Source organism: Bacteroides stercorirosoris (assembly GCF_900142015.1).
Lineage (GTDB): Bacteria > Bacteroidota > Bacteroidia > Bacteroidales > Bacteroidaceae > Bacteroides > Bacteroides stercorirosoris.
The window spans coordinates 54,595-73,215 of the sequence record NZ_FQZN01000003.1; the positions used below are offsets into that span (position 1 = coordinate 54,595).

Annotated in this window: 19 protein-coding genes; 18 read left to right on the forward strand and 1 reads right to left on the reverse strand. The window is 42.3% G+C overall.

What is annotated here, in order from left to right:
* Positions 1-4: 4 nt before the first annotated feature.
* The 8 genes from BUC01_RS03170 to BUC01_RS03205 are packed head-to-tail and all read left to right on the forward strand — an operon-like array spanning position 5 to position 10,106.
* The gene (locus tag BUC01_RS03170; RefSeq protein WP_073312709.1) at positions 5-1,618 is read left to right on the forward strand and encodes a hypothetical protein; all 1,614 of its coding nucleotides are present in this window, start codon (positions 5-7) and stop codon (positions 1,616-1,618) included.
* Entirely contained in the window at positions 1,618-3,549 is a 1,932-nt protein-coding gene (locus tag BUC01_RS03175) for a hypothetical protein (RefSeq protein ID WP_025830764.1), read from the forward strand. The genes BUC01_RS03170 and BUC01_RS03175 overlap by 1 nt, the downstream gene beginning before the upstream one ends.
* A 2-nt stretch (positions 3,550-3,551) precedes the next feature.
* Positions 3,552-4,400 (forward strand): hypothetical protein, encoded by an 849-nt coding sequence (locus BUC01_RS03180; RefSeq protein WP_025830763.1) that lies wholly within the window; start codon positions 3,552-3,554, stop codon positions 4,398-4,400.
* Between the two features lie 2 nt (positions 4,401-4,402).
* Positions 4,403-5,095: a hypothetical protein gene (locus BUC01_RS03185; RefSeq protein WP_034523982.1), complete on the forward strand. Its 693-nt coding sequence runs from the start codon at positions 4,403-4,405 to the stop codon at positions 5,093-5,095.
* 2 nt (positions 5,096-5,097) lie between these two features.
* Positions 5,098-6,612 (forward strand): BACON domain-containing protein, encoded by a 1,515-nt coding sequence (locus BUC01_RS03190; RefSeq protein ID WP_034523981.1) that lies wholly within the window; start codon positions 5,098-5,100, stop codon positions 6,610-6,612.
* On the forward strand, positions 6,587-8,161 hold the full coding sequence (locus BUC01_RS03195) for a hypothetical protein (RefSeq protein WP_139261790.1): 1,575 nt from the start codon (positions 6,587-6,589) through the stop codon (positions 8,159-8,161). The genes BUC01_RS03190 and BUC01_RS03195 overlap by 26 nt, the downstream gene beginning before the upstream one ends.
* Before the next feature lie 25 nt (positions 8,162-8,186).
* Positions 8,187-9,905, forward strand: a complete 1,719-nt coding sequence (locus tag BUC01_RS03200; protein ID WP_139261791.1) for a hypothetical protein — start codon at positions 8,187-8,189, stop codon at positions 9,903-9,905.
* Positions 9,906-9,923: 18 nt separating this feature from the next.
* Entirely contained in the window at positions 9,924-10,106 is a 183-nt protein-coding gene (locus BUC01_RS03205; RefSeq protein ID WP_025830757.1) for a hypothetical protein, read from the forward strand.
* Positions 10,107-10,173: 67 nt separating this feature from the next.
* Here BUC01_RS03205 and BUC01_RS03210 read toward each other — a convergent pair whose 3' ends face one another.
* Positions 10,174-10,659, reverse strand: coding sequence for a M23 family metallopeptidase (locus BUC01_RS03210; protein WP_243462273.1), 486 nt, complete (start codon positions 10,657-10,659; stop codon positions 10,174-10,176).
* A gap of 376 nt (positions 10,660-11,035) precedes the next feature.
* Between BUC01_RS03210 and BUC01_RS03220 the strand changes: the two genes are divergently transcribed.
* From BUC01_RS03220 to BUC01_RS03265, 10 genes are all read left to right on the forward strand, one after another.
* Positions 11,036-11,797, forward strand: a complete 762-nt coding sequence (locus tag BUC01_RS03220) for a DUF4099 domain-containing protein (RefSeq protein WP_025830755.1) — start codon at positions 11,036-11,038, stop codon at positions 11,795-11,797.
* A gap of 23 nt (positions 11,798-11,820) precedes the next feature.
* Positions 11,821-12,045 carry a hypothetical protein gene (locus BUC01_RS03225; RefSeq protein ID WP_025830754.1) on the forward strand — a complete coding sequence of 75 codons (225 nt, stop codon included), beginning with the start codon at positions 11,821-11,823 and terminating at the stop codon, positions 12,043-12,045.
* Between the two features lie 37 nt (positions 12,046-12,082).
* Positions 12,083-13,678 carry a hypothetical protein gene (locus tag BUC01_RS03230; RefSeq protein ID WP_025830753.1) on the forward strand — a complete coding sequence of 532 codons (1,596 nt, stop codon included), beginning with the start codon at positions 12,083-12,085 and terminating at the stop codon, positions 13,676-13,678.
* 23 nt (positions 13,679-13,701) lie between these two features.
* A complete protein-coding gene (locus tag BUC01_RS03235) occupies positions 13,702-14,844 on the forward strand; it encodes a toprim domain-containing protein (protein WP_034523978.1) in 1,143 nt (380 codons plus the stop codon).
* The gene (locus tag BUC01_RS03240; protein WP_025830751.1) at positions 14,841-15,326 is read left to right on the forward strand and encodes a PH domain-containing protein; all 486 of its coding nucleotides are present in this window, start codon (positions 14,841-14,843) and stop codon (positions 15,324-15,326) included. The genes BUC01_RS03235 and BUC01_RS03240 overlap by 4 nt, the downstream gene beginning before the upstream one ends.
* Positions 15,307-16,008, forward strand: a complete 702-nt coding sequence (locus tag BUC01_RS03245; protein WP_073312713.1) for a hypothetical protein — start codon at positions 15,307-15,309, stop codon at positions 16,006-16,008. Before BUC01_RS03240 ends, BUC01_RS03245 begins: the two co-directional genes overlap by 20 nt.
* Before the next feature lie 17 nt (positions 16,009-16,025).
* Complete coding sequence (locus BUC01_RS03250) at positions 16,026-16,712, forward strand: hypothetical protein (RefSeq protein WP_025830750.1); 687 nt, start codon at positions 16,026-16,028, stop codon at positions 16,710-16,712.
* Positions 16,713-16,814: 102 nt separating this feature from the next.
* Positions 16,815-17,477, forward strand: a complete 663-nt coding sequence (locus BUC01_RS03255) for a hypothetical protein (protein WP_073312715.1) — start codon at positions 16,815-16,817, stop codon at positions 17,475-17,477.
* A gap of 15 nt (positions 17,478-17,492) precedes the next feature.
* Complete coding sequence (locus tag BUC01_RS03260) at positions 17,493-18,314, forward strand: M23 family metallopeptidase (protein WP_025830748.1); 822 nt, start codon at positions 17,493-17,495, stop codon at positions 18,312-18,314.
* Between the two features lie 68 nt (positions 18,315-18,382).
* On the forward strand, positions 18,383-18,619 hold the full coding sequence (locus BUC01_RS03265; RefSeq protein WP_073312807.1) for a hypothetical protein: 237 nt from the start codon (positions 18,383-18,385) through the stop codon (positions 18,617-18,619).
* Positions 18,620-18,621: the final 2 nt, after the last annotated feature.

The following is an 18,621-nucleotide window of genomic DNA, read 5'->3' on the forward strand; positions in this document are numbered from 1 at the left end:
TAATATGCCAAGTAAATTAGCTATACTCGAGAATGTTGACATGTACACTGCTGATGAACTTGTTGGTTACATCAAGAGTGGCATTGTAACATTCGATGAGCTATGTGATGACACAGATGGCTGCTTCCCAGCTTCTGTGAGGAAAGAAGTTGAGCGTAAAATTGCGGGATCCGAACAAGAGGATTGGACAAATGCAAGAAATTCAAGAAGTATAGAAGCTCTTGAAAAGTATTTGTCCACATATCCTGATGGTTCCCACAGAGAAGAAGCTCGTTCACTTATTCGCAGTTTGCAGGAGGCAGAAGTACATAAGGCTTCTGCTAATGCCTGGGAGTCTGTTGATAAAAACAGCATTCCAGAATTGCGTAGATTCTGTGAAGAAAACCCTGATGACATACATTGTGTAGAGGCAAAGAAGCTCATAAACAAATTACGCCGTGAAGAGTTTATAGGCTTCGATATAGACGCGCTTGTCAAACGTATCAAAAATATACAGGCAGACAAAGCTGTCATTAATACTGATGATGAAATCTACAAAACCATAGTAGGATATCTGGACAGAGGTAAAATCAAACACTCAGACCTGATGGCTATGCTTAAGGCAGACCATAACATTCTGCGTGCATCTGTTGTGAATATGCTTCTAGATAATGGTTATCTCGATTATGATGATTTCGAGACAATCGGTATTAATGCGGCTTTCATCAGACACCTTGTCAATGGTGAAACAACTCAAGGTTTTGCTATACCGCGTAAATTAGATAAGATCAATAAGCTATCTACCGAAATCTATTTCTGGGGTATTCCATCTTCTGGTAAGAGTTGTGCATTAGGAGCAATTCTTAGCGTTGCAGGCAATGGTCGCGTTGCAAAGAGCATGTGCCAGGATAATGATTGCCAGGGCTATGGCTATATGACTCGTTTGGCAGCTCTTTTCAAATCAAATGACCGTGTAGGTACTTTGCCGGAAGGAACATCCATCTATTCAACATACGAGATGGGATTTGACCTTGAAGATGAAAATAATGCAGTTCATCCACTAACCTGTATTGACTTAGCAGGTGAGTTGGTTCGTTGTATGTATAAGTCTGATGCAAATGAGGATATGAGTGATGATGAAATGGATGCACTCGACACTCTTACTCGTGTCTTGATAGATAATCGTACTAAGAACCGAAAGATTCACTTCTTTGTGCTTGAATATGGCGCAGATGACAGAAAGTATGAAGGTCTTACTCAGAATGTATATCTTGACGGTGCACTTCGCTACATTGAACGAACTGGTATTTTCAAAGATGATACAGATGCCATCTATTTAATGATAACTAAGGTAGATAAGGCTAAGGCTGGTAAAGGTCAATTATCAAGTATCTTAAGAGAATACATTTCGGAAACTTATGGTGGTTTCTACAATGGACTAGTTAAAATTTGCAAAGACTGTGAAATTAATAATGGAAATGTGGAAATAGTTCCATTCTCTCTTGGTCAAGTATGCTTTCAGGATTATTGTCTGTTTGACGAGAGACCAGCCAGCAATGTCGTTCGCAAGTTGCTTGAGCGTTCTAAGGGATTTAAGAATGGTAAACTTCAAAAAGGATTCAATTTATTTAAGAGATAATGAACAAGTTAGGTTTCGCAATAAAGCTCGCAAGTCAGGGTGCGGGTAATGCCATTGAATGCAATAAAGGTCAATGGACAAATAAAGTTGTAGATATTAGAGAGTTTCTTAAACTCTTTAATGGTTTGCAAGGAACAGATAACATCGTGACATTTATGTCTTTCGATGAAGGAGGTTGTTTCTTAACTCAACTTAGAGCAATCTCTGGTCGTGTTGGCGACTTCCTTAGTGGATGGATTTATATCCCAAATACTATTGAAGCAAGTGGTGAGGATGTTATGAACACATATAATTATGTACGTAATATTCTCTCTCAATCAAACCTGAATGATTATATTTCAGATATTGAATCTTTCTTCTCAAAAGAATATCCTAAGAAAGATTATGCAGCATCTTATGTTCCTTCATCTGGCGAAGAGTTCGGTGTGCGATTTATTGACGTGTATTACAGCATGAAGGAAATCCTAGATACTGATCGTTATCAGCCATACTATTCAAATTTCAAGGCAATATTTCTTCTAGATAAGAACAGTGAAGTTAAAATTGCAAAGGAACAAGTCTCAAGATTCAAAGATTTAACAAAGATAACAATTGAAAAGACTTGTATCTTTAAGGCACCATCACCAGAAGAAGTTCGTCTTCTTGGTAGAGGAACCAAGATTGTTTTCTCCACAAAACAAGAGTTCAATTCCCCAGTTCTAACCAAGAAGGGGGATCGAATTCAATTGTTTGCTCTGCGAGATGGTTTTGAACCAGTGATTTTACCCCCTATTACTATTCAGGAAGATGGGCAGAAATGTTTCATCGATCCAAGAACAGTAAAATGGAAAAAGCGTATCAATCCATCCATGTTTACGGTTTATAACCGCAACCATGAAAAGATTGAAGATGTGCGTATTTCCATTAATGGCACTGATATTACAAATGGGCAGGAAGTATTTCTTTATGAAGAAGATTGTCGTCAGGCTACAGTTAAATATTCTGCACCTGACTACGAACCTTTTGAACATAAACGAAATCTATTACTTAACGAAATCTGTGAAATTATTTTAAATCGTAAGGTGAAGTCTTATCAAACAACAATAGAACTGGCCAATGGCAAGCATGCAGAAATGACATTGGAATCTAAGTATCTTTCTTCAAAATACGATTCCCCTCTCAGAGGGTATGAATTTGAAGAAGAAAACCATGGTAACAAGGTCTTAAGAATGAGTTCGTGGTTCGTTTGGAAACAGAGATTATGGGGCTTTTTTGCAGCATTGGCTGTTGTTATGCTTATCATTGCTTATGCTGCATTTGACGCATGGCTTGACACTCATCATTTCAAGTTTGGTCTTCCGCCTTGGGAAGAAGATCGTCCTGCCCAGCAGTATAATTTAGAAGGTTCCACGGAAACTGATGATAGCATTCAAAATCAAGCCGACAATCAGGTTGAATCAGGACAGAATGGTACCGCAGACATCTCTCTTGATGCTGCTATTAAATATCTTGATGGCAACTCTACTTGGACGAAGTCAGATATGGAGACGTATCCCGACCTAATAGGCCTGTTTGAGGATATGAATACTTTTGATTTGTCCAGTCTCTTAAATGATTGGTATGATAAACTTTCAAAATCTCAACAATTTAAGAAAGTATGTGAATCTGCGAATAAGACATTAAGTAATGGTTGGAATCCAAAACAAGGCTCACACAATCCAACATATAATAAGCCTGATGATGAGCAGATAAGTCTTACAAATTATATTAATTGGCTGGATCGAGATCAGACTCCCAAACCTTCTTCTAATAATGGAGGATTTCATCCTAATGTAGGTGCCAATAGTGGGAAAAATGCGAGCAAATCTGGTTCTACATCTGGTAAATCTGGTGCTTCACCAGCTAAGAAAGGAACAGGAAAAAGTGAAAAGACTACAAATGGAGGACTATAATTATGAATAAATCAATAAAAATCATATTGCTCGTAGTTGCCATATTACTTGCGGTTGGTGGCGTAATGGCATATTATAAGACCATTGTGTCTCCTCCTGGTAAACTGGAATTTAAAAATCAATATGTCAATTCCGACAAGAAAGATATTTCTCAGGTTAAGTCTGCAAATACAGACTTAGCCTTAGATTCTTTCTATGTTGCTATTACTCATGAACTTGATTTGCAACTGGCCAACTCTTTTTTAACCAATCAAGAAAGAAATGAATTATTGGAGTTATTTGCAACGCAGTACGTTCCAACTTATGTGTCTGCATGTAATTCAAAATTTAGTAAATCTGTATGGAATGAGGGAGAATTACAGAAAATAAATACTCGTATTTCAGAATTGCAAGGTCTTGTAACTACGGAAAATAAAATCGTTATTCAGGGCGTTGCGAATTCTTCTCTAAATGAAGTTCATAATGTGATTGTAGCATATTACGAAGCAAAGAGAGCCGCTTCTGTTAGTGGTTATAATGGTATTCAAGCAGCAAAGCAGAAAATTGCAACAGCAAAGAAGTATGCTTCAATGTCACCTATTAATAATTGTACAGAACTCGTTTCACGTTTAAATTCCGTATCTACTCGTTTGGAACAAGCTCATTATTCTTATTTGGCTGGGCAAGTAGAAAGGCTACGACCTTACTATAATTACAGTCAAACAGAATATGACAAAATAGCGTTAAGCATTTCCGAAAAATTTGATGAATATAAGAATAATGCAAGAAGCACATATGGAAGAGTATCTGATATAAGTTCACTCGAAAGCCGTGCTGGAAGTTATTACTCAAATGCAACGTTCAATAATTAATTATGAAGAAATTCAGCATTTTACTATTTTCTGTGGTCATGTTCCCTTTAGGTATAAATGCTCAGGAACAAGATACACTAAAAAACACAGTTGAAGTTGTTGCCGAGACTCCCGTTGAGGTTATTAAAGTCGACTCTCTTCAACATGAAATAGATCGTTTAAAAGGTCTAATTGCACAGTACAAGCAGTCAGAGACCTCATTAAATGGTAAGCTTTATGATTATGAGCAAACAATTAAGGTTCAGAACAAAAAGATTGAAAGGCTTAATAGTTATCTTCTTTTTGCAGACACAATTGTTGCTCGATTATCAAATGATTGTTTGCGAAAGAAGTATGACCAGAACCGAGTGAATCAGGCAATGGAAAACTTTGAGAAGATGTATTCTCCAGAATTGAAAAGCAAGTTTGGAAGATTGAGGTTCTTGCTAAATGAATATGGTAAGTTTACACAGGAACTTAATGCTATATTTATAGAGGCTCAGAACGATAAGGGATTGGGTAATCCTTTTACTGGTCAAAAGCAAGCATTAACTTACATTGATAAGATAAAGAATACTCGTTATTATAGAGATGTCTATAGTGAGAATTGGACTATTCCGTATCTCAACAACCTTATAGATAAATGCTTCGAGACTATTAAAGTTTTTAATCCAAAAGAGAGTAAAGAATTACATCTGTTAGAACTAATGAACTGATTATGAAACTTTCCCATGCAATCATATTGATTGCACTACTGACCGGTCAATCTGCCTCTTTGGCTTTTGCTTCGACCTCTGTAAATGGTATTTGTCAATTTGACAAATCAACTATGATAAAGGAGAAGTTGAAGAAGGCACAAGAGTACATCAATAATGGGAATTATTCAGCAGCTAAAAATTACCTGAATGGTGTTCTGAAACTTGATCCAAATAATGCAAAAGCCAAGGAACTTTTGGCTGTATGTAATAATGGGGGAAAGCCTGTTGCATCATCTCGTAGCAATAGCTCTAGTTCTAGCTCAAATTCGACTAATAGAGGAACTTCATATAGTAGCACCCTTTCTGCTTCTAAATCTAACTTGTCTTTCAGTTCTTATGGAGGAACTGAAACAATTACAGTGTCTGGACCTTCATGGTCAATCTCTGTTAATCCTGCTAGTTGGGGACATTTAACCCGAAGTGGCAATACATTGACACTGAAAGTTGATGCTAATTCCAGCACGTCTTCACGAACCGACTATTTCAAGCTAAAATCAGGGAGCCAAGAGATAAAAATTAATGTTTCTCAATCCGGTTCATCTTATTCAAGCTCACCGTATCTGAATGTTACAAAGACAGAAATGTTCTTTGCCTCAGAAGGTGGTCAAGAATCTATCACGATTAGCACCAACAACACTTGGAAGATTTCCACAAATACAAATTCCTGGGGGCATTTAATGCAAGAAGGTAATACCCTCACTTTATCTGTTGATGCAAACTATACAGGTAATCAACGTACTGATTATTTTGTTCTTTCCGCAGGTGGTGTTGAGAAGAGAATCAATATAACACAATCTCAAACCTATGCAAAGAACGGAGTTTCGATGTCTGGCTCTACAAGAGCGTATACAGATAATGCGTCAGGACTTTCTTATTTGACAACATGCATTAAAGGTTGGGGAAAATGCAGATTAGGTGCTTTAACGGAAAGTGGAGCAGGTGTTGCCGTCTATGGTGGCAATGGATATGCAACAACAGGAAATCTTAATAGCTCATTTGTCGCAAAAATAAAAGAATTGAATGGTAACAAAGAAACATTTAAATCTGTTACGGCGACAAGTTCTGGATATTATTGCATAGTTTATGGACGCAATGGATGGTACGGATATGTTCCTGATGACATGAAGTTAAAGCTAAATCAGTTCAATAATGACCGAGAAGATATTTATTGTGTTTCAATAGCTGAGAATGGGGATTTTGTCATCATTACAGACAAACACATATATGCTTCAAACTCTACAGATAAATCAAATCTAAATAAGGCGAGCGATAAATATGGACATATTAAATATGCTTGTGTAACCAATCGCGCTTTAGTTGTAATTTGTCAGAACGGCATCTTCTATAGTAACATTCCAAATAACTTAGAAGTCAAACTGAAATCTATATCATTTAAGCCGGATAAGATTACTTTTACCGACAGTGGTACTTATCTGATTACGAATGAGAATGAAGCGTATTGCTATAACATGTAGAAATCCAATTGATATGAAGTTTAATAAATTCATAATCGTATTTTTTGTACTTGGCATGATTACAATGTCAAGTGCAAATAATGTGTTCGCTGGTACTATGGCCATGCAGCAATTTGACAAGAGCACGATGATAAATAAAAAGTTATCTGATGCTCAAAATTATATTGCAAAAGGCGATTATGTGGCTGCTCAAAACACATTAAATAGCTTGCTAAAAATTGATCCTAACAATTCTAAAGCAAAGGAATTGTTGGAAAGTTGTGAGTCTGGAATAAAGAAACAGAAACAACTGATTTATCAAGCTTATTTAGATGCATGTAACGCTGGTACAATAAGTTCGTTAGAGAACTTCATATCAAAATATCCTAATAGCGAATACGTTTTACAAGCAAAGAAACGTATCGAGGATTATAATATGTGGAAAAAGGCTAAGGAACAAAATACAATTAGTGCTTATAACTCATATTTGTCTAATTCCTCAATCCTTGCATATAAGGAAGATGCAAACAAAGCTATAAAGAACATTCAGGCTGAAATAGAATGGAACAATTGCAAGAATACCAACGATGAAGACAAATTAAATTCATTTATTCAGAGTTTTCCTTCTTCATCGTATGTCAATCAAGCTAAATACCGACTCAATATACTTAAAGGTGAGAGGTATTTTTCAACCAATAATTACACATTGGCTTATTCATATTTGAAAGATGCAAATAACTTTCAGACTTTGTCTGGACTTCCTGCTCAGCACCTTAAGGCTATTAACGACAAGAAAGAGTTTGATGACGTAATTTCAAGTTCTGATGTTGAAAAAGTAAGAAGGTATCTTAATTCTCTTTCAATATCAAATCCTTACTACAACCCAACGTCAAACAGGTTAGCGGCTTTACTCGGAGCTTCTCTTTCTACTTATTCATCAGAGTATAATATGAATGAAGCTATGTCATATGCAAAGGATGATGATACCAAAGCTTTGGTAAAACGTTACATCAATAAAGTAAAATCAGACAAAGCATATTACGAACATCAGAGAAAGGTTGCAGCTCATAAAGCTTGGTGGAGGAACCGCTTTATGGTAGGATGGAATGTATTTCATTTAGACTACCTTGACGATATAATGGCTGTTGGTACGGGTCTAAAGTTCAGATTCGGTAGATGGGATGATCCTGTTAATCTGCTTTTCGGGGCTGAGTATTCATATCTGATGTATCTAGACAGTGATGCCGATTACTATTGGGACGACTCTTCTGTGCTTACCGTTGCTCATGCTGTAGAAGTGCCTGTAGGTTTAAGATTTAATCTCTTTAAAACTGGCACATATAGCAAATTTTATATTGGCTGTAATGCAGCATTCGGTTTCAACTTTTCAGAAGGTGAATATTTCGGTGTAAATAAACAAACTTTATCGATTGAACCTCAGGTAGGCTTTGCTAGCAAGAATCTTGATTTCGGTATTTATTACAAGAAATACTTAAAAGATCAAGGTCTTTTCAAGTATACCAATGACTATGATCAACGAATTGGATGTTTCTTTACGTGGTTCCTATAATAAATACAAATAAGATTTAAGCAAAATGAAAGGTCATATAGAAACAGCTTGTTTCCATTGTTCAGGTGGACGTCAGATGATTTATGCTTCTAATCGAGAAGCAGAATGGTTAAATCATGTCATGGATGTAAGAACCTGTTATGACAAGTTGTTTGGTAAAACATCAGGTACATCCATATTATTATTATCTCCTGTTAAGACGGGTATCATGCTTATTGTAAGCAAAATAATACCTAATCGACTTGGAGATAATCTTACAGCTTACCTCAATATTCCTTACGGAATGGATATTTCTGGGGATTCTTTGCAAGGTATAGTATTTGACGTAATATCAGCCTTAGCACAGAATAGAAAGGATGCCGTTAGTTCATGTTTAAGTTCTGTCTCTAAAACAGAATATGAAATTTTAATCGATGAAAAACCTAGTCAGAGCATTATTAATAATTATGCTTATCGAATTGTTAATAGCGGAACTGGTAATGGGTCACTAGTGAATGTTTTGAATAATCTATTTCAAGATTATTATTTTCAATATCAATACACCTTCTTAGCTATCGATGATCAGTCTGTGGCAAACAAAGACCTACATACTGATTTAACAAACTATCCCATCAATAACTGGCGGCCAATTAAAGAACAGTTTACTGAAAAAATAAACAAAGTCGAGGATTACACTACTTTAACAAAAGAGCCATCTGGTGAGACTCCACTATCTAATGATTCTCAACCTGTTGAAATTACTAGTGAATGGTTAAAATCAAATACAGAAATTCATGGATGGCTGTCCTTTTTCTTTTTTGCCATTATCGTTGGAGGATTAATCAGTGCGATATATCCTATAGCCACATTTAATGCTGCTGATTATGCTGGCAATTTCTGTTTAGGCGCTGTAGATATTGTTACTGGATTACTCATTTTAGCTGTGGCAGGATTTACTGTCTATTCATTTGTAAATAGAAAGCCAAATGCGGTATTCTGGGGTAAAACATATGTAGCTCTTGTATTCTTGACCAATCTATTTGTTTTAATTAGTGGATCTACAGAAGAGAATGGACTCCAGAGTGTAACACAGGTCGTAAGAAGTTTCATTTGGGGAATTATTTGGTTCTTATATCTGACATTCTCTAATCAGGTTCAAGACGTTTTACCTAAGTCATTCAGAAAAGTATCTTCTACCGATTGGGCACTAGTTGCAGCTTCTGTACTTCTTCCTGTCTTTTTATTTATTGTAGGCTATTCTCAAATTAACTCTTTGGTAGATTCAAGAACTAACCAGGAAACTGAGTTGAGAAAAACAGAACTTTCATATAATCAAAGAACAGACGGACGCGTGATTTTTACTATTCCTGATAGCTTTGAGTGTGAAAGTCAAGTGGTGGATATCGAAGGGACAAGTGCAACCGTGTTTAGTATCAATAATGATGAAATAGGCAGCTGTACTATGTGCTCAGATTATGATTCAGACAAATCAATTGAAAATTTTGATAGTTATTGGAATAGTTGGAAAGATGAAGATATAAGGAATTATAGTACAGACAATGTCAATAGAGGGGCCATAAACGTAAATGGTAATGACTGTTTGTATAGGGTTACCAAACACTATGTGAATGGTATTTATGTTTATTGGCGTTATTATCTTCTTTTTGATGACGAAACAGGTAAAGTGTTTGTGGCTTCTTTCTATGATTTGGATAACTCTACCGACTATGTGGACGAGTTGCTCGAATCTGTAAAATTCAAATAACTTTTAAACATCAAAATTATGGCTGAAGAAAAATCAGAAAAAGCTGGCGTGTTTGCTCTCATCTGTTCATTCCTAATTCCTTTGATTGGAATCATTTGTTATTTTGTCAACAAGAATAAGGTTGAAAATGCTTCTTCCTATTTATTTGCTGCATTAGGTGGTTTTTTGGTAGGATTTATATTGCGTTTATCAGCTGCTTGAGTTTGATTTTGTTTTTAGTTGAGTAAAAATAATAAATGTGATTTCAAGTAAGAATAGCAAATGGGTATTATTTTGGTACTAGGTAACCTATACGGTCTTCCAAAACACTAAGAAGGATGGCAGGATTGATGTTCTTGCCATCCTTTTTTAATGTCAAATGAAGATGCGGCCCTGTACTGCGACCGCTGTTGCCTGTCAGGGCGACGATGGTGCCGGGATGTACGTGGATGCCTTTGGTGACGAGGACTTGTGAGAGGTGGCAATAGCTGACGGTGAAGTCACCGTGACGGAGGGTGACATACAGGCCTGAACGTTTGTCCCTGCCTACCTTGATGACCTCGCCGTGCATCATGGCGTATGCAGGTTCGTAATCAGCCTTCAGATCAAGCCCGTTGTGTAGGGCTTTTCTTTTTGTGAATGGGTCTCTGCGATAGCCGAAAGGGCTGGTGACAGAGATATGACGGAGTGGACTGACAAGTGCCGGGAGGCGGTCGGTCTGCTCCGTTTGGTTTTGTATTTGGGTAAAGGCAAGAGAGTCTCGCTGCTGATGCATCGAGCACGGGGGCTGTTGATCGGATGTTGCGGACTGCGTCGTTTTTGGCACAGCCTTGCGGCGTGCGTTGGTCTGCGTGACGGTGTTGAACTGGGCGAATACTGTTGCTGATGAACAGAATATTGCTGCTATTGTGATGAGTATAAATCGTTTCATGGCGCAAAAGTAACAAGCAATTCTTTGACTGGCATAAAGAACAAAGGGAAGACAAGTAGATTGTAACATAATATAGCAATCGAGTTTGATTTTTGAGCAGAAATCAAACTCAAATAATAATAATCGTCAAAAGATTGAGGATGTGAGAAGCCATAGAGTGATTGTATATAATAGTAGGAGTAACTTTGCATGAGTTTAATTTCAAATTCAAAGTTAAAGTATGAAGCAAGTACGATTTGAAGAGAGCGAGGTGCCTTATCAGACACTGGCTCGTTTTGGTCTCACACAAGAAAAGATTGAAGACCTGCCCTTGTGGGCATTGGAAGATATTGGTCAGGGACGACGTTCGCCGTTGCTGCCCATTCAGGTGACTAATGATGAGGGCGAGACGCAGAAGAGCCGCACCAGATTTGCGTTGGTCCGTATGGAGGATGGCAAGGTGGATGTGGTATTCTATCCGCAGCTGGAGACGTCGCCGTTGGAGGCATTCACCCAGGAACAGCAGGAGGACTTGCTGGCTGGAAAGGCTATCCTTGCCGATGTGAAGGATGCGGAAGGCAGAAGCAGCAAGGCTTTCGTGCAGATTGACACGGAGACCAATCAAGTGATGTCCGTGCCTACGCCTGTCATTGGGCGCAACTTGGAAGTGCTGAAGGACGAGCTGAAACTGAGTTCGGCAGAGCTGACCGTGATGCAGAAGGGAGAGCCGCTCACGATTATCATTGAGGATGAGCAGGTGACGGTGGGCATTGACCTGAACGACAAGACAGGAATCCGCATCAACCAAGGCGACAGTCAGAAGTGGAAGGAGAACACCAAGCGAGAGTGGGACAAATACACCTTTGGTTGCTATGGCTGTTGGGTAATGGGCGATGATGGTAATCTTGACTATGTGCCTGAAGAGGAATACACGGAAGAACTTTGGAATGAGCAGAAGAAGAACGGTGAGCGCAACCGTGCCTCTTTTTCCATGCACAAGTAATCTACACATAATATAATAAGTATATGGCAGCAAATAAATATTATCCAGAGGATGTGCTCGTCGAGAAGATACAAAGCGGCGAGTACGGTTGGTTGGAGTATGTCAACCATCATTCTGCTGAATGGCAGGAAGAATATGAGAGCTATTGTCTGAAGAACGGACTCTGCATTTGTGAAGAGAGTGCGGAGCAGTTTGTACATCACAAGGATGAGGAACTGGAGGAGGCAATAGAGAACGGAGAAGCATGATAAATGAAGAGTGAAGAATGAAGAGTGAAGAATAAGTATGGCGATAAGAAAGAATACGAATCCCCGACAGATGGACCTGCAGCCAGAGATGCGTGACCTGCTCATGCGCAATGGTATGCAGGCTCATGTGGTGAGCAATGGCAGCGGCTATCAGCTTGTGGTGCAAGGTCATGACAGTCCGCTGCTCACCTATAACATCACCGAGAAGCAGATGTTGGCTCTGACCGACTGGGGAACGAATCATGCCAACAAGTTAGCCTACAATACCTTCACGGGCATTGTGGGCAACGACTTCTATATGCCCAAAAACTTCGTCCATGCACGCAATGCCAATGGTCGTGTGGCTATGGGGCTGCACGGTTATCGTGTTGGCATCGGTGAGTATGGACGAATGGGGCGCATCGGTATGCCACCACCCTTCTTAGGTTGGACACCTCGCAGTCAGGAAGGATTTCATCTTCGCAGAGTTGGAGGACGACTTTTCTTTCCCGAAGCACCGATTGTGCCTGAACGCTGGGACGGCAGGATGAAGCCGGGCGAGTTACAGAGCGGCGGTTACGGGTTCTATTACAAGGGTCAACAGCAGAGTTATAGTCCACAGCAACAGGATGTGCTGAAAGATCTGGAAGGAATCATCACACCATCCATCAACAGACCAAGAAGCATGGAACCTGCCAAGCCCTATAAAGAGCTGATTACCTCACCTGTCTATTTTACCAATGAGAAGTGGCAGGAATGTCTGGCTTCGCATGGCATCATCGTTAATGAGAATGCGAAAACGCTGACCATCCAATCGAATAGCGTCAATGCCGATATGGTGTATGACCTGACGGACGAGGAACTGAAGAAGCTCACCTCCAACTCCATCAAGGAAGTGTCCGTCGTTCAACGCTTGGAGTTGCTGAATGGCATCATCAAGGACGACTTTGCTGACAGAATCCTGATGGACACACTGAATAGCAAAGAGCGTATCGACCTGCATCTGGATCCCGAACTTGAACAGGAGTTGCAGCAGCGACAGCAACAAGACGAGGAACTGTTGCTTCCGTTGGAAGAGGACGAGACTGTCAGACATGACGTGTTGCAAGGCGATGCCATGGTGAGAGGTGAAGACCTTGCCTTGCTCAATGAGAACAAAGGCTGGTATCGTGAGGGAGCGCATGGGCGTGAGGTGGAAATCGGTGACATCGTGGTGGAGAAAGTTCCACAAACAGAGGGAGAAAAAAAAGGCGAAGACAAGTATCGCATGACCGCCATCATCAACGGTGAAGCCATCACGCACGAAATCAAGCAGAAGGACTACGACAAGTTTTTGGCGGTGGATGATTACCATCGAATGAAACTGTTCTCGAAGGTATTCAATGAGGTCGATATGAAGACACGTCCAGAGGCCAATGCCGGACTGGGCACGAAGATACTGGCGGCACTAACGGCAGGAGCAGTCGTTACGGCAGAGGTAGCTCATGACATGAACCACCATCATCACCCTCCTGCCCCGGAGTTGTATGCGGAGCATCATGGCGCTCCACGTCCTTACTTCAAACCAGGAGTGGATTCACCTCAGGAGATTGCGGCAAGATACTTTGAGGCAGAAGCCAATCATGTTGCCACGGAGATAAGGAGAGGATATTAACAATTTATAATTTACAATTTATAATGAACAACGAGCTGACATACGATGACTTTCTGGACAGGTTGAGCATACAGGAAGTGCTGGTGGACGCAGGGTATCATCTGAACAAGAGGGATGGCTTGCGTTATCCGTCGTATGTACGTACTGACAGTGAGGGCAGACGGGTGCGTGGTGATAAGTTCATCGTCACGCAGAACGGGAAGTGCTGCTTCCAACCGCCGCAGCAGAAGGTGTATAATGTCATTTCGTTCATCAAGGAGCATCCAGAAATGTTTTCTGAGCATAAGGCAGGTATGGCACCAGACCGACTCGTCAACCTTGTCTGCAACCGACTGCTCAACCAACCCATCGAGGACAGACCCTCGAAAATAGTAGAACCAAGAAAGGACGGAAAGCCATTCAACCTGAATGACTACGACATCCACAAGTTCAATCCGCAGGACAGAGAGACGCAGAAGAAGTTTTATCCTTATTTCAAATATCGAGGCATCGACCTCTATACGCAGTATGCCTTTCATCGTCATTTCTGTCTGGCTACCAAGCATCGGACAGATGGACTCACCTTTGCCAACCTTGCCTTTCCACTTGTGCTGCCCAAAGAGTCCGATAAGACCGTAGGTTTTGAGGAACGAGGGCGACCAAAGATAGATGGAAGCGGCGGTTATAAGGGCAAGGCAGAGGGGAGCAACAGCAGTGAAGGATTGTGGATTGCCAATCTGACGGGAAAGCCGTTGGATAAAGTAAGCGAGATAGTATGGTTTGAGAGTGCCTACGATGCCATGGCAGAGTATCAGATAAACCCTGTGAAGATGGTATATGTATCTACGGGCGGTACTCCTACTGAAGGGCAGATGCGAGGACTACTGTCCGTCACTCCCAACGCACGGCACTATTTGGGGTTTGACAAGGACGATGCAGGGCGGCAGTTTGTGGCAAACTTCAGGAAGGTGGCGGCAGAAATGGGCTTCCGTCACGAGCATGTGCAAGCTTACCAGCCATTGGGTTGCTACAAGGACTGGAACGATGCGCTGCTCAACAAGAAGTCGGCTCAACTGATTGCCAAGGGCGAACCAGACACCTTCGACTATGCCGAGTTCATCGCAGCCGGCAAGGCAGAAAAACAAAGGGAAAAAGAAGAAAAGAACACATATCGTAGAAGCGTATGAGACAAGAAGATAACAGCATCATCTCCCTACAACCCAGCATCGGGCAGTATTTCATTAACGAGCTGCCACTGTTGCTGTTGTGCTTGGCAATGCTCCTTGTTGGAGGATTGCCAGACTGTGCATATAGTACCCTGTTGCTTGTCCTCAGTCTCTTGGCCTCCCTCTCTTTACTCTACCGATTCATTTATCTGAGGAGCATCCGCTACCATATCGGGAGCGAGCAACTCATCTGTGAGCACGGAGTGTTTCAGCGGAGCGTGAACTATATGGAGCTGTACCGAGTAGTAGATTTTGCCGAGCACCAGACTTTGATGCAGCAGTTATGCGGACTGAAAAGCGTGACCGTGTTGTCGATGGACAGAACGACACCGAAACTGGATATGACAGGCATCAAGAACAGCTATGATGTGGTGAGTTTGATAAGGACAAAAGTAGAAACGAACAAACGAAGAAAGGGCGTATATGAGATTACGAATAGATAAGATTTGGATCGTTGTCGTGGCATTGGTACTTGTCATTCCGTCAGCCCATGCACAGATTGTTACAGCCAACCCTTTGGAATGGATGGCACTGGCTGAGGGCAACGAAGCCATCAACGGTGAAATAGAGAAGGAAATCAAGGGTCAGACCAAGACAGCCCTGTTGCAGAACACCATCGCCGCAGAGTTCACAAAGATACACGAATGGGAGAAGATGTATAACAGTTATCTGAAGACCGCCAGCGGTTATGCTTCTTCCCTCAAAGCCTGTACCTATCTGTACGATGATGGTGTGAAGATATTCATCACCTTGTGTAAGATGCGCAAGGCCATCAGCAACAATCCTCAAGGCATCGTTGCCACCCTCTCGATGAACAACCTGTATATGGAGACCGCTACGGAATTGGTGTCTGTCTTCACCTTACTGAAGGATGCCGTCGCCAAAGGAGGCAAAGAGAATATGCTGACTGGTGCGGAAAGGAGCAAGACCCTGTGGGCACTGAACGACAAGCTAAGTGCCTTCAGTAAGAAACTGCATCGTCTTTATCTGTCTATACGATATTACACCTTGACCGATGTGTGGAACAGCGTGACGGCAGGGATGATAGACCGCAGCAACGGGGAGATTGCCACCCAAGCCCTTAGCAGATGGCGCAGAGCAGGACGTATGACCATCAGTGATTAACGATAAAGGAATCAGTCATGAAGTATTTCATATCAATTGCCATTTTTATGTTTATATCATCTTTTGCAGGAGTGCGGGCGCAGAACGACCCGACTCTTGCGGGGATGATTCTAATGTACACCAATAAAGCAGAGAAAGAACTGAAGAACCAGGAGAAGGTGATGCTGCTACAATCCACCGGTCATATCTGGACCAAGGAGGAAGTGGAAGCCACTACCGACCTGCAACGGGAGTTCAACAACTATTTGGACTCCTTCCGTTCCATCGTCAGCTATGCCGCACAGATATATGGTTTCTATCACGAGATAGGTCAGTTGGTGGACAACATGGGAGGATTGGTGGCTCAATTGGATGCCCATCCAGCTAATGGACTTGCCGTAGCCCTGTCTGCCAAGCGCAACAAGATATACCGAGAACTGATTATGAATAGCATCGAGATAGTTAATGACATTCGCACGGTATGCCTGTCGGGCAACAAGATGACCGAGAAGGAGCGTGTGGAGATAGTCTTCGGCATCCGACCCAAACTGAAGAAGATGAACAAGCAGTTGAAGCGACTGACGAGGGCGGTGAAATACACCACCATGGGCGATGTCTGGATGGAGATAGATGAAGGGGCAAGACCCGCCAAAGCGAACAAAGCCGAGATAGCGGCGGCTGCCAAGAGGCGGTGGAAGCAGGTGGGCAAGAACGTGAAACCGTAAAGGACTGGACACTGAAACCCGACAACAAAATTGTCGGGAACGGTGGCTATTCCTACGACAACAGAGACAACTGATACAACAATCATCATAAAATAAAGATATATGGGATTTTGGAGCTCATTATTGAAATATGGTGGCAAGGCGGCACGAGGTACCGGCCATGTCATCGGAGTAACTGGAAAGACCTTAGGCAGCGCAGCACTCCACCCGCAACGCACCCTTATGGGAGCCGGCAAGGCTATGCAGACAGCCGCAGTGGGTAGTGCCGCAGGCTATGTGACATGGGAGAAGCTGACCACAGACAAGAGCGTGGCACGCATAGTAGGTGATGCAGTCATCGGCGAGAATGCCACGGAAGCGGTGGCGCAAACTGCCAACGATGTGCAACGTCTGACGGGCAAGGCTGGTGAAGCCGTTGATGCTGTGAACACTGTAGCCGGAAAGATGGACACCCAGTTTAGCGGTATCAGTGACTTCTTCAGGAATATGTTCGGTGGCGGAGGATGCGACATGATAGGCAATCTCTTTGGCAATATCGGCAAAGGCAACGTGTCTGGTATGAGCATCGTCGGACTGGTGGCTGCCGCCTTCATGGTATTCGGACGCTTTGGTTGGATGAGCAAGATTGCAGGTGCGCTGCTTGGAGCGATGATCATCGGGAACAACTCTAAGGTGGCGCAAGCTCTGCCTAACGGAGGCGGCACATCTTCGCATGGGCAGAACATGGAAGAGGAAGAGACACAGAACAGAGGGATGAAACGATAACCAATATACAGCGATATGAGATATACAGAAGAAATGATACTACGCTCATCGAGCGGCTACTGTATGCCGTTTGAGGAGCCAACAAAGCAGGACGTGCAGATGTCCTTGGGTTACGGAGAGCAGAAACATCCCGTGACGGGAGAAACGTTCTTCCATCACGGCATAGACTTCTCTGTGAACCACTACCTGCTGTCGGCGGTGGCTACGGGAACCGTGTCAGCCATCGGGTCTGACGCGGAGCATGGCATCTACCAGACCATCCGCTACGGCAAATACGAAGTGACTTACAGACATCTCTCCAATGTCTTCGCCAACTTTTCCCAAAGCGTCAAGGCCGGTCAGACCATTGCCATCAGCGGTGACCTGCTGCACATGGAGGTGAGGTTTGACGGAGAGGAAATCAATCCGTTGGAGTTCCTCACCATGCTCTACGGCAATATCAAGGCATTGGAGCACAATTCCCAAATGGGCATCAATGAACTGAACATGAACATCCCTTCACCCTACGACACCGACCGTCAGGAGATAGAGACATTGATGCTCCGCTTCCTCCCCTCCTATTTCGAGGACCTGCAACAGGGGGCATATAGTGTGCCCGAGCATATGGAGCAGTCGTTGAGAAACATCTTCTCGTTGGGAGCGAGCAAGCATTACTTCTACGAGACCATGCCGAGCATGGCTAATCCCTTGGGCATCGGCAACCGCTGTATGCCTTTGGCGGCTAAGGTGCAGAACCTGCTCATTGCCGACTTTCTCAACTATCTTGCCATGCGACATCAGGTGTATCTCTCCACGATGGACGAGGTATTAAAAAAAAACTCCAAGAGCAAGCCCTGACGCATGACGGCATCATCGATCCGCTTGCCGACTTGGACGTGGATATCCAGAGCTTCGACATACCGAGGATGGTGAGCGTCTATCCCGACCGGGCTGGCGTGAGATGGTGGACAAAGGCATGGTTCAACGGCAAGGAAGATGGAGAACCTTCCGTGGAGATAGAGGAGCGTATGGCTGTGCAGTTCATCCACCGCCAAGTGGACAAGGACGCATGGTTGGAGGAACACTATCCTAAGCAGATGGAGATATATCACAATGCCATCGAGCAGACAAAGGAACAGATATTACAGCAGTATAATATATAAAA

Bases quoted from the DNA above. Each gene is read 5' to 3' on its own strand.
- BUC01_RS03255 (WP_073312715.1), top strand. From the start codon at position 16,815: ATGGGATTTTGGAGCTCATTATTGAAATATGGTGGCAAGGCGGCACGA.
- BUC01_RS03210 (WP_243462273.1), bottom strand. From the start codon at position 10,659: ATGCATCAGCAGCGAGACTCTCTTGCCTTTACCCAAATACAAAACCAA.
- BUC01_RS03250 (WP_025830750.1), top strand. From the start codon at position 16,026: ATGAAGTATTTCATATCAATTGCCATTTTTATGTTTATATCATCTTTT.
- BUC01_RS03260 (WP_025830748.1), top strand. From the start codon at position 17,493: ATGAGATATACAGAAGAAATGATACTACGCTCATCGAGCGGCTACTGT.
- BUC01_RS03225 (WP_025830754.1), top strand. From the start codon at position 11,821: ATGGCAGCAAATAAATATTATCCAGAGGATGTGCTCGTCGAGAAGATA.
- BUC01_RS03230 (WP_025830753.1), top strand. From the start codon at position 12,083: ATGGCGATAAGAAAGAATACGAATCCCCGACAGATGGACCTGCAGCCA.
- BUC01_RS03200 (WP_139261791.1), top strand. From the start codon at position 8,187: ATGAAAGGTCATATAGAAACAGCTTGTTTCCATTGTTCAGGTGGACGT.
- BUC01_RS03205 (WP_025830757.1), top strand. From the start codon at position 9,924: ATGGCTGAAGAAAAATCAGAAAAAGCTGGCGTGTTTGCTCTCATCTGT.
- BUC01_RS03175 (WP_025830764.1), top strand. From the start codon at position 1,618: ATGAACAAGTTAGGTTTCGCAATAAAGCTCGCAAGTCAGGGTGCGGGT.
- BUC01_RS03235 (WP_034523978.1), top strand. From the start codon at position 13,702: ATGAACAACGAGCTGACATACGATGACTTTCTGGACAGGTTGAGCATA.
- BUC01_RS03180 (WP_025830763.1), top strand. From the start codon at position 3,552: ATGAATAAATCAATAAAAATCATATTGCTCGTAGTTGCCATATTACTT.
- BUC01_RS03265 (WP_073312807.1), top strand. From the start codon at position 18,383: ATGGTGAGCGTCTATCCCGACCGGGCTGGCGTGAGATGGTGGACAAAG.
- BUC01_RS03220 (WP_025830755.1), top strand. From the start codon at position 11,036: ATGAAGCAAGTACGATTTGAAGAGAGCGAGGTGCCTTATCAGACACTG.
- BUC01_RS03245 (WP_073312713.1), top strand. From the start codon at position 15,307: ATGAGATTACGAATAGATAAGATTTGGATCGTTGTCGTGGCATTGGTA.
- BUC01_RS03195 (WP_139261790.1), top strand. From the start codon at position 6,587: ATGAAGCGTATTGCTATAACATGTAGAAATCCAATTGATATGAAGTTT.
- BUC01_RS03170 (WP_073312709.1), top strand. From the start codon at position 5: ATGCCAAGTAAATTAGCTATACTCGAGAATGTTGACATGTACACTGCT.
- BUC01_RS03185 (WP_034523982.1), top strand. From the start codon at position 4,403: ATGAAGAAATTCAGCATTTTACTATTTTCTGTGGTCATGTTCCCTTTA.
- BUC01_RS03240 (WP_025830751.1), top strand. From the start codon at position 14,841: ATGAGACAAGAAGATAACAGCATCATCTCCCTACAACCCAGCATCGGG.
- BUC01_RS03190 (WP_034523981.1), top strand. From the start codon at position 5,098: ATGAAACTTTCCCATGCAATCATATTGATTGCACTACTGACCGGTCAA.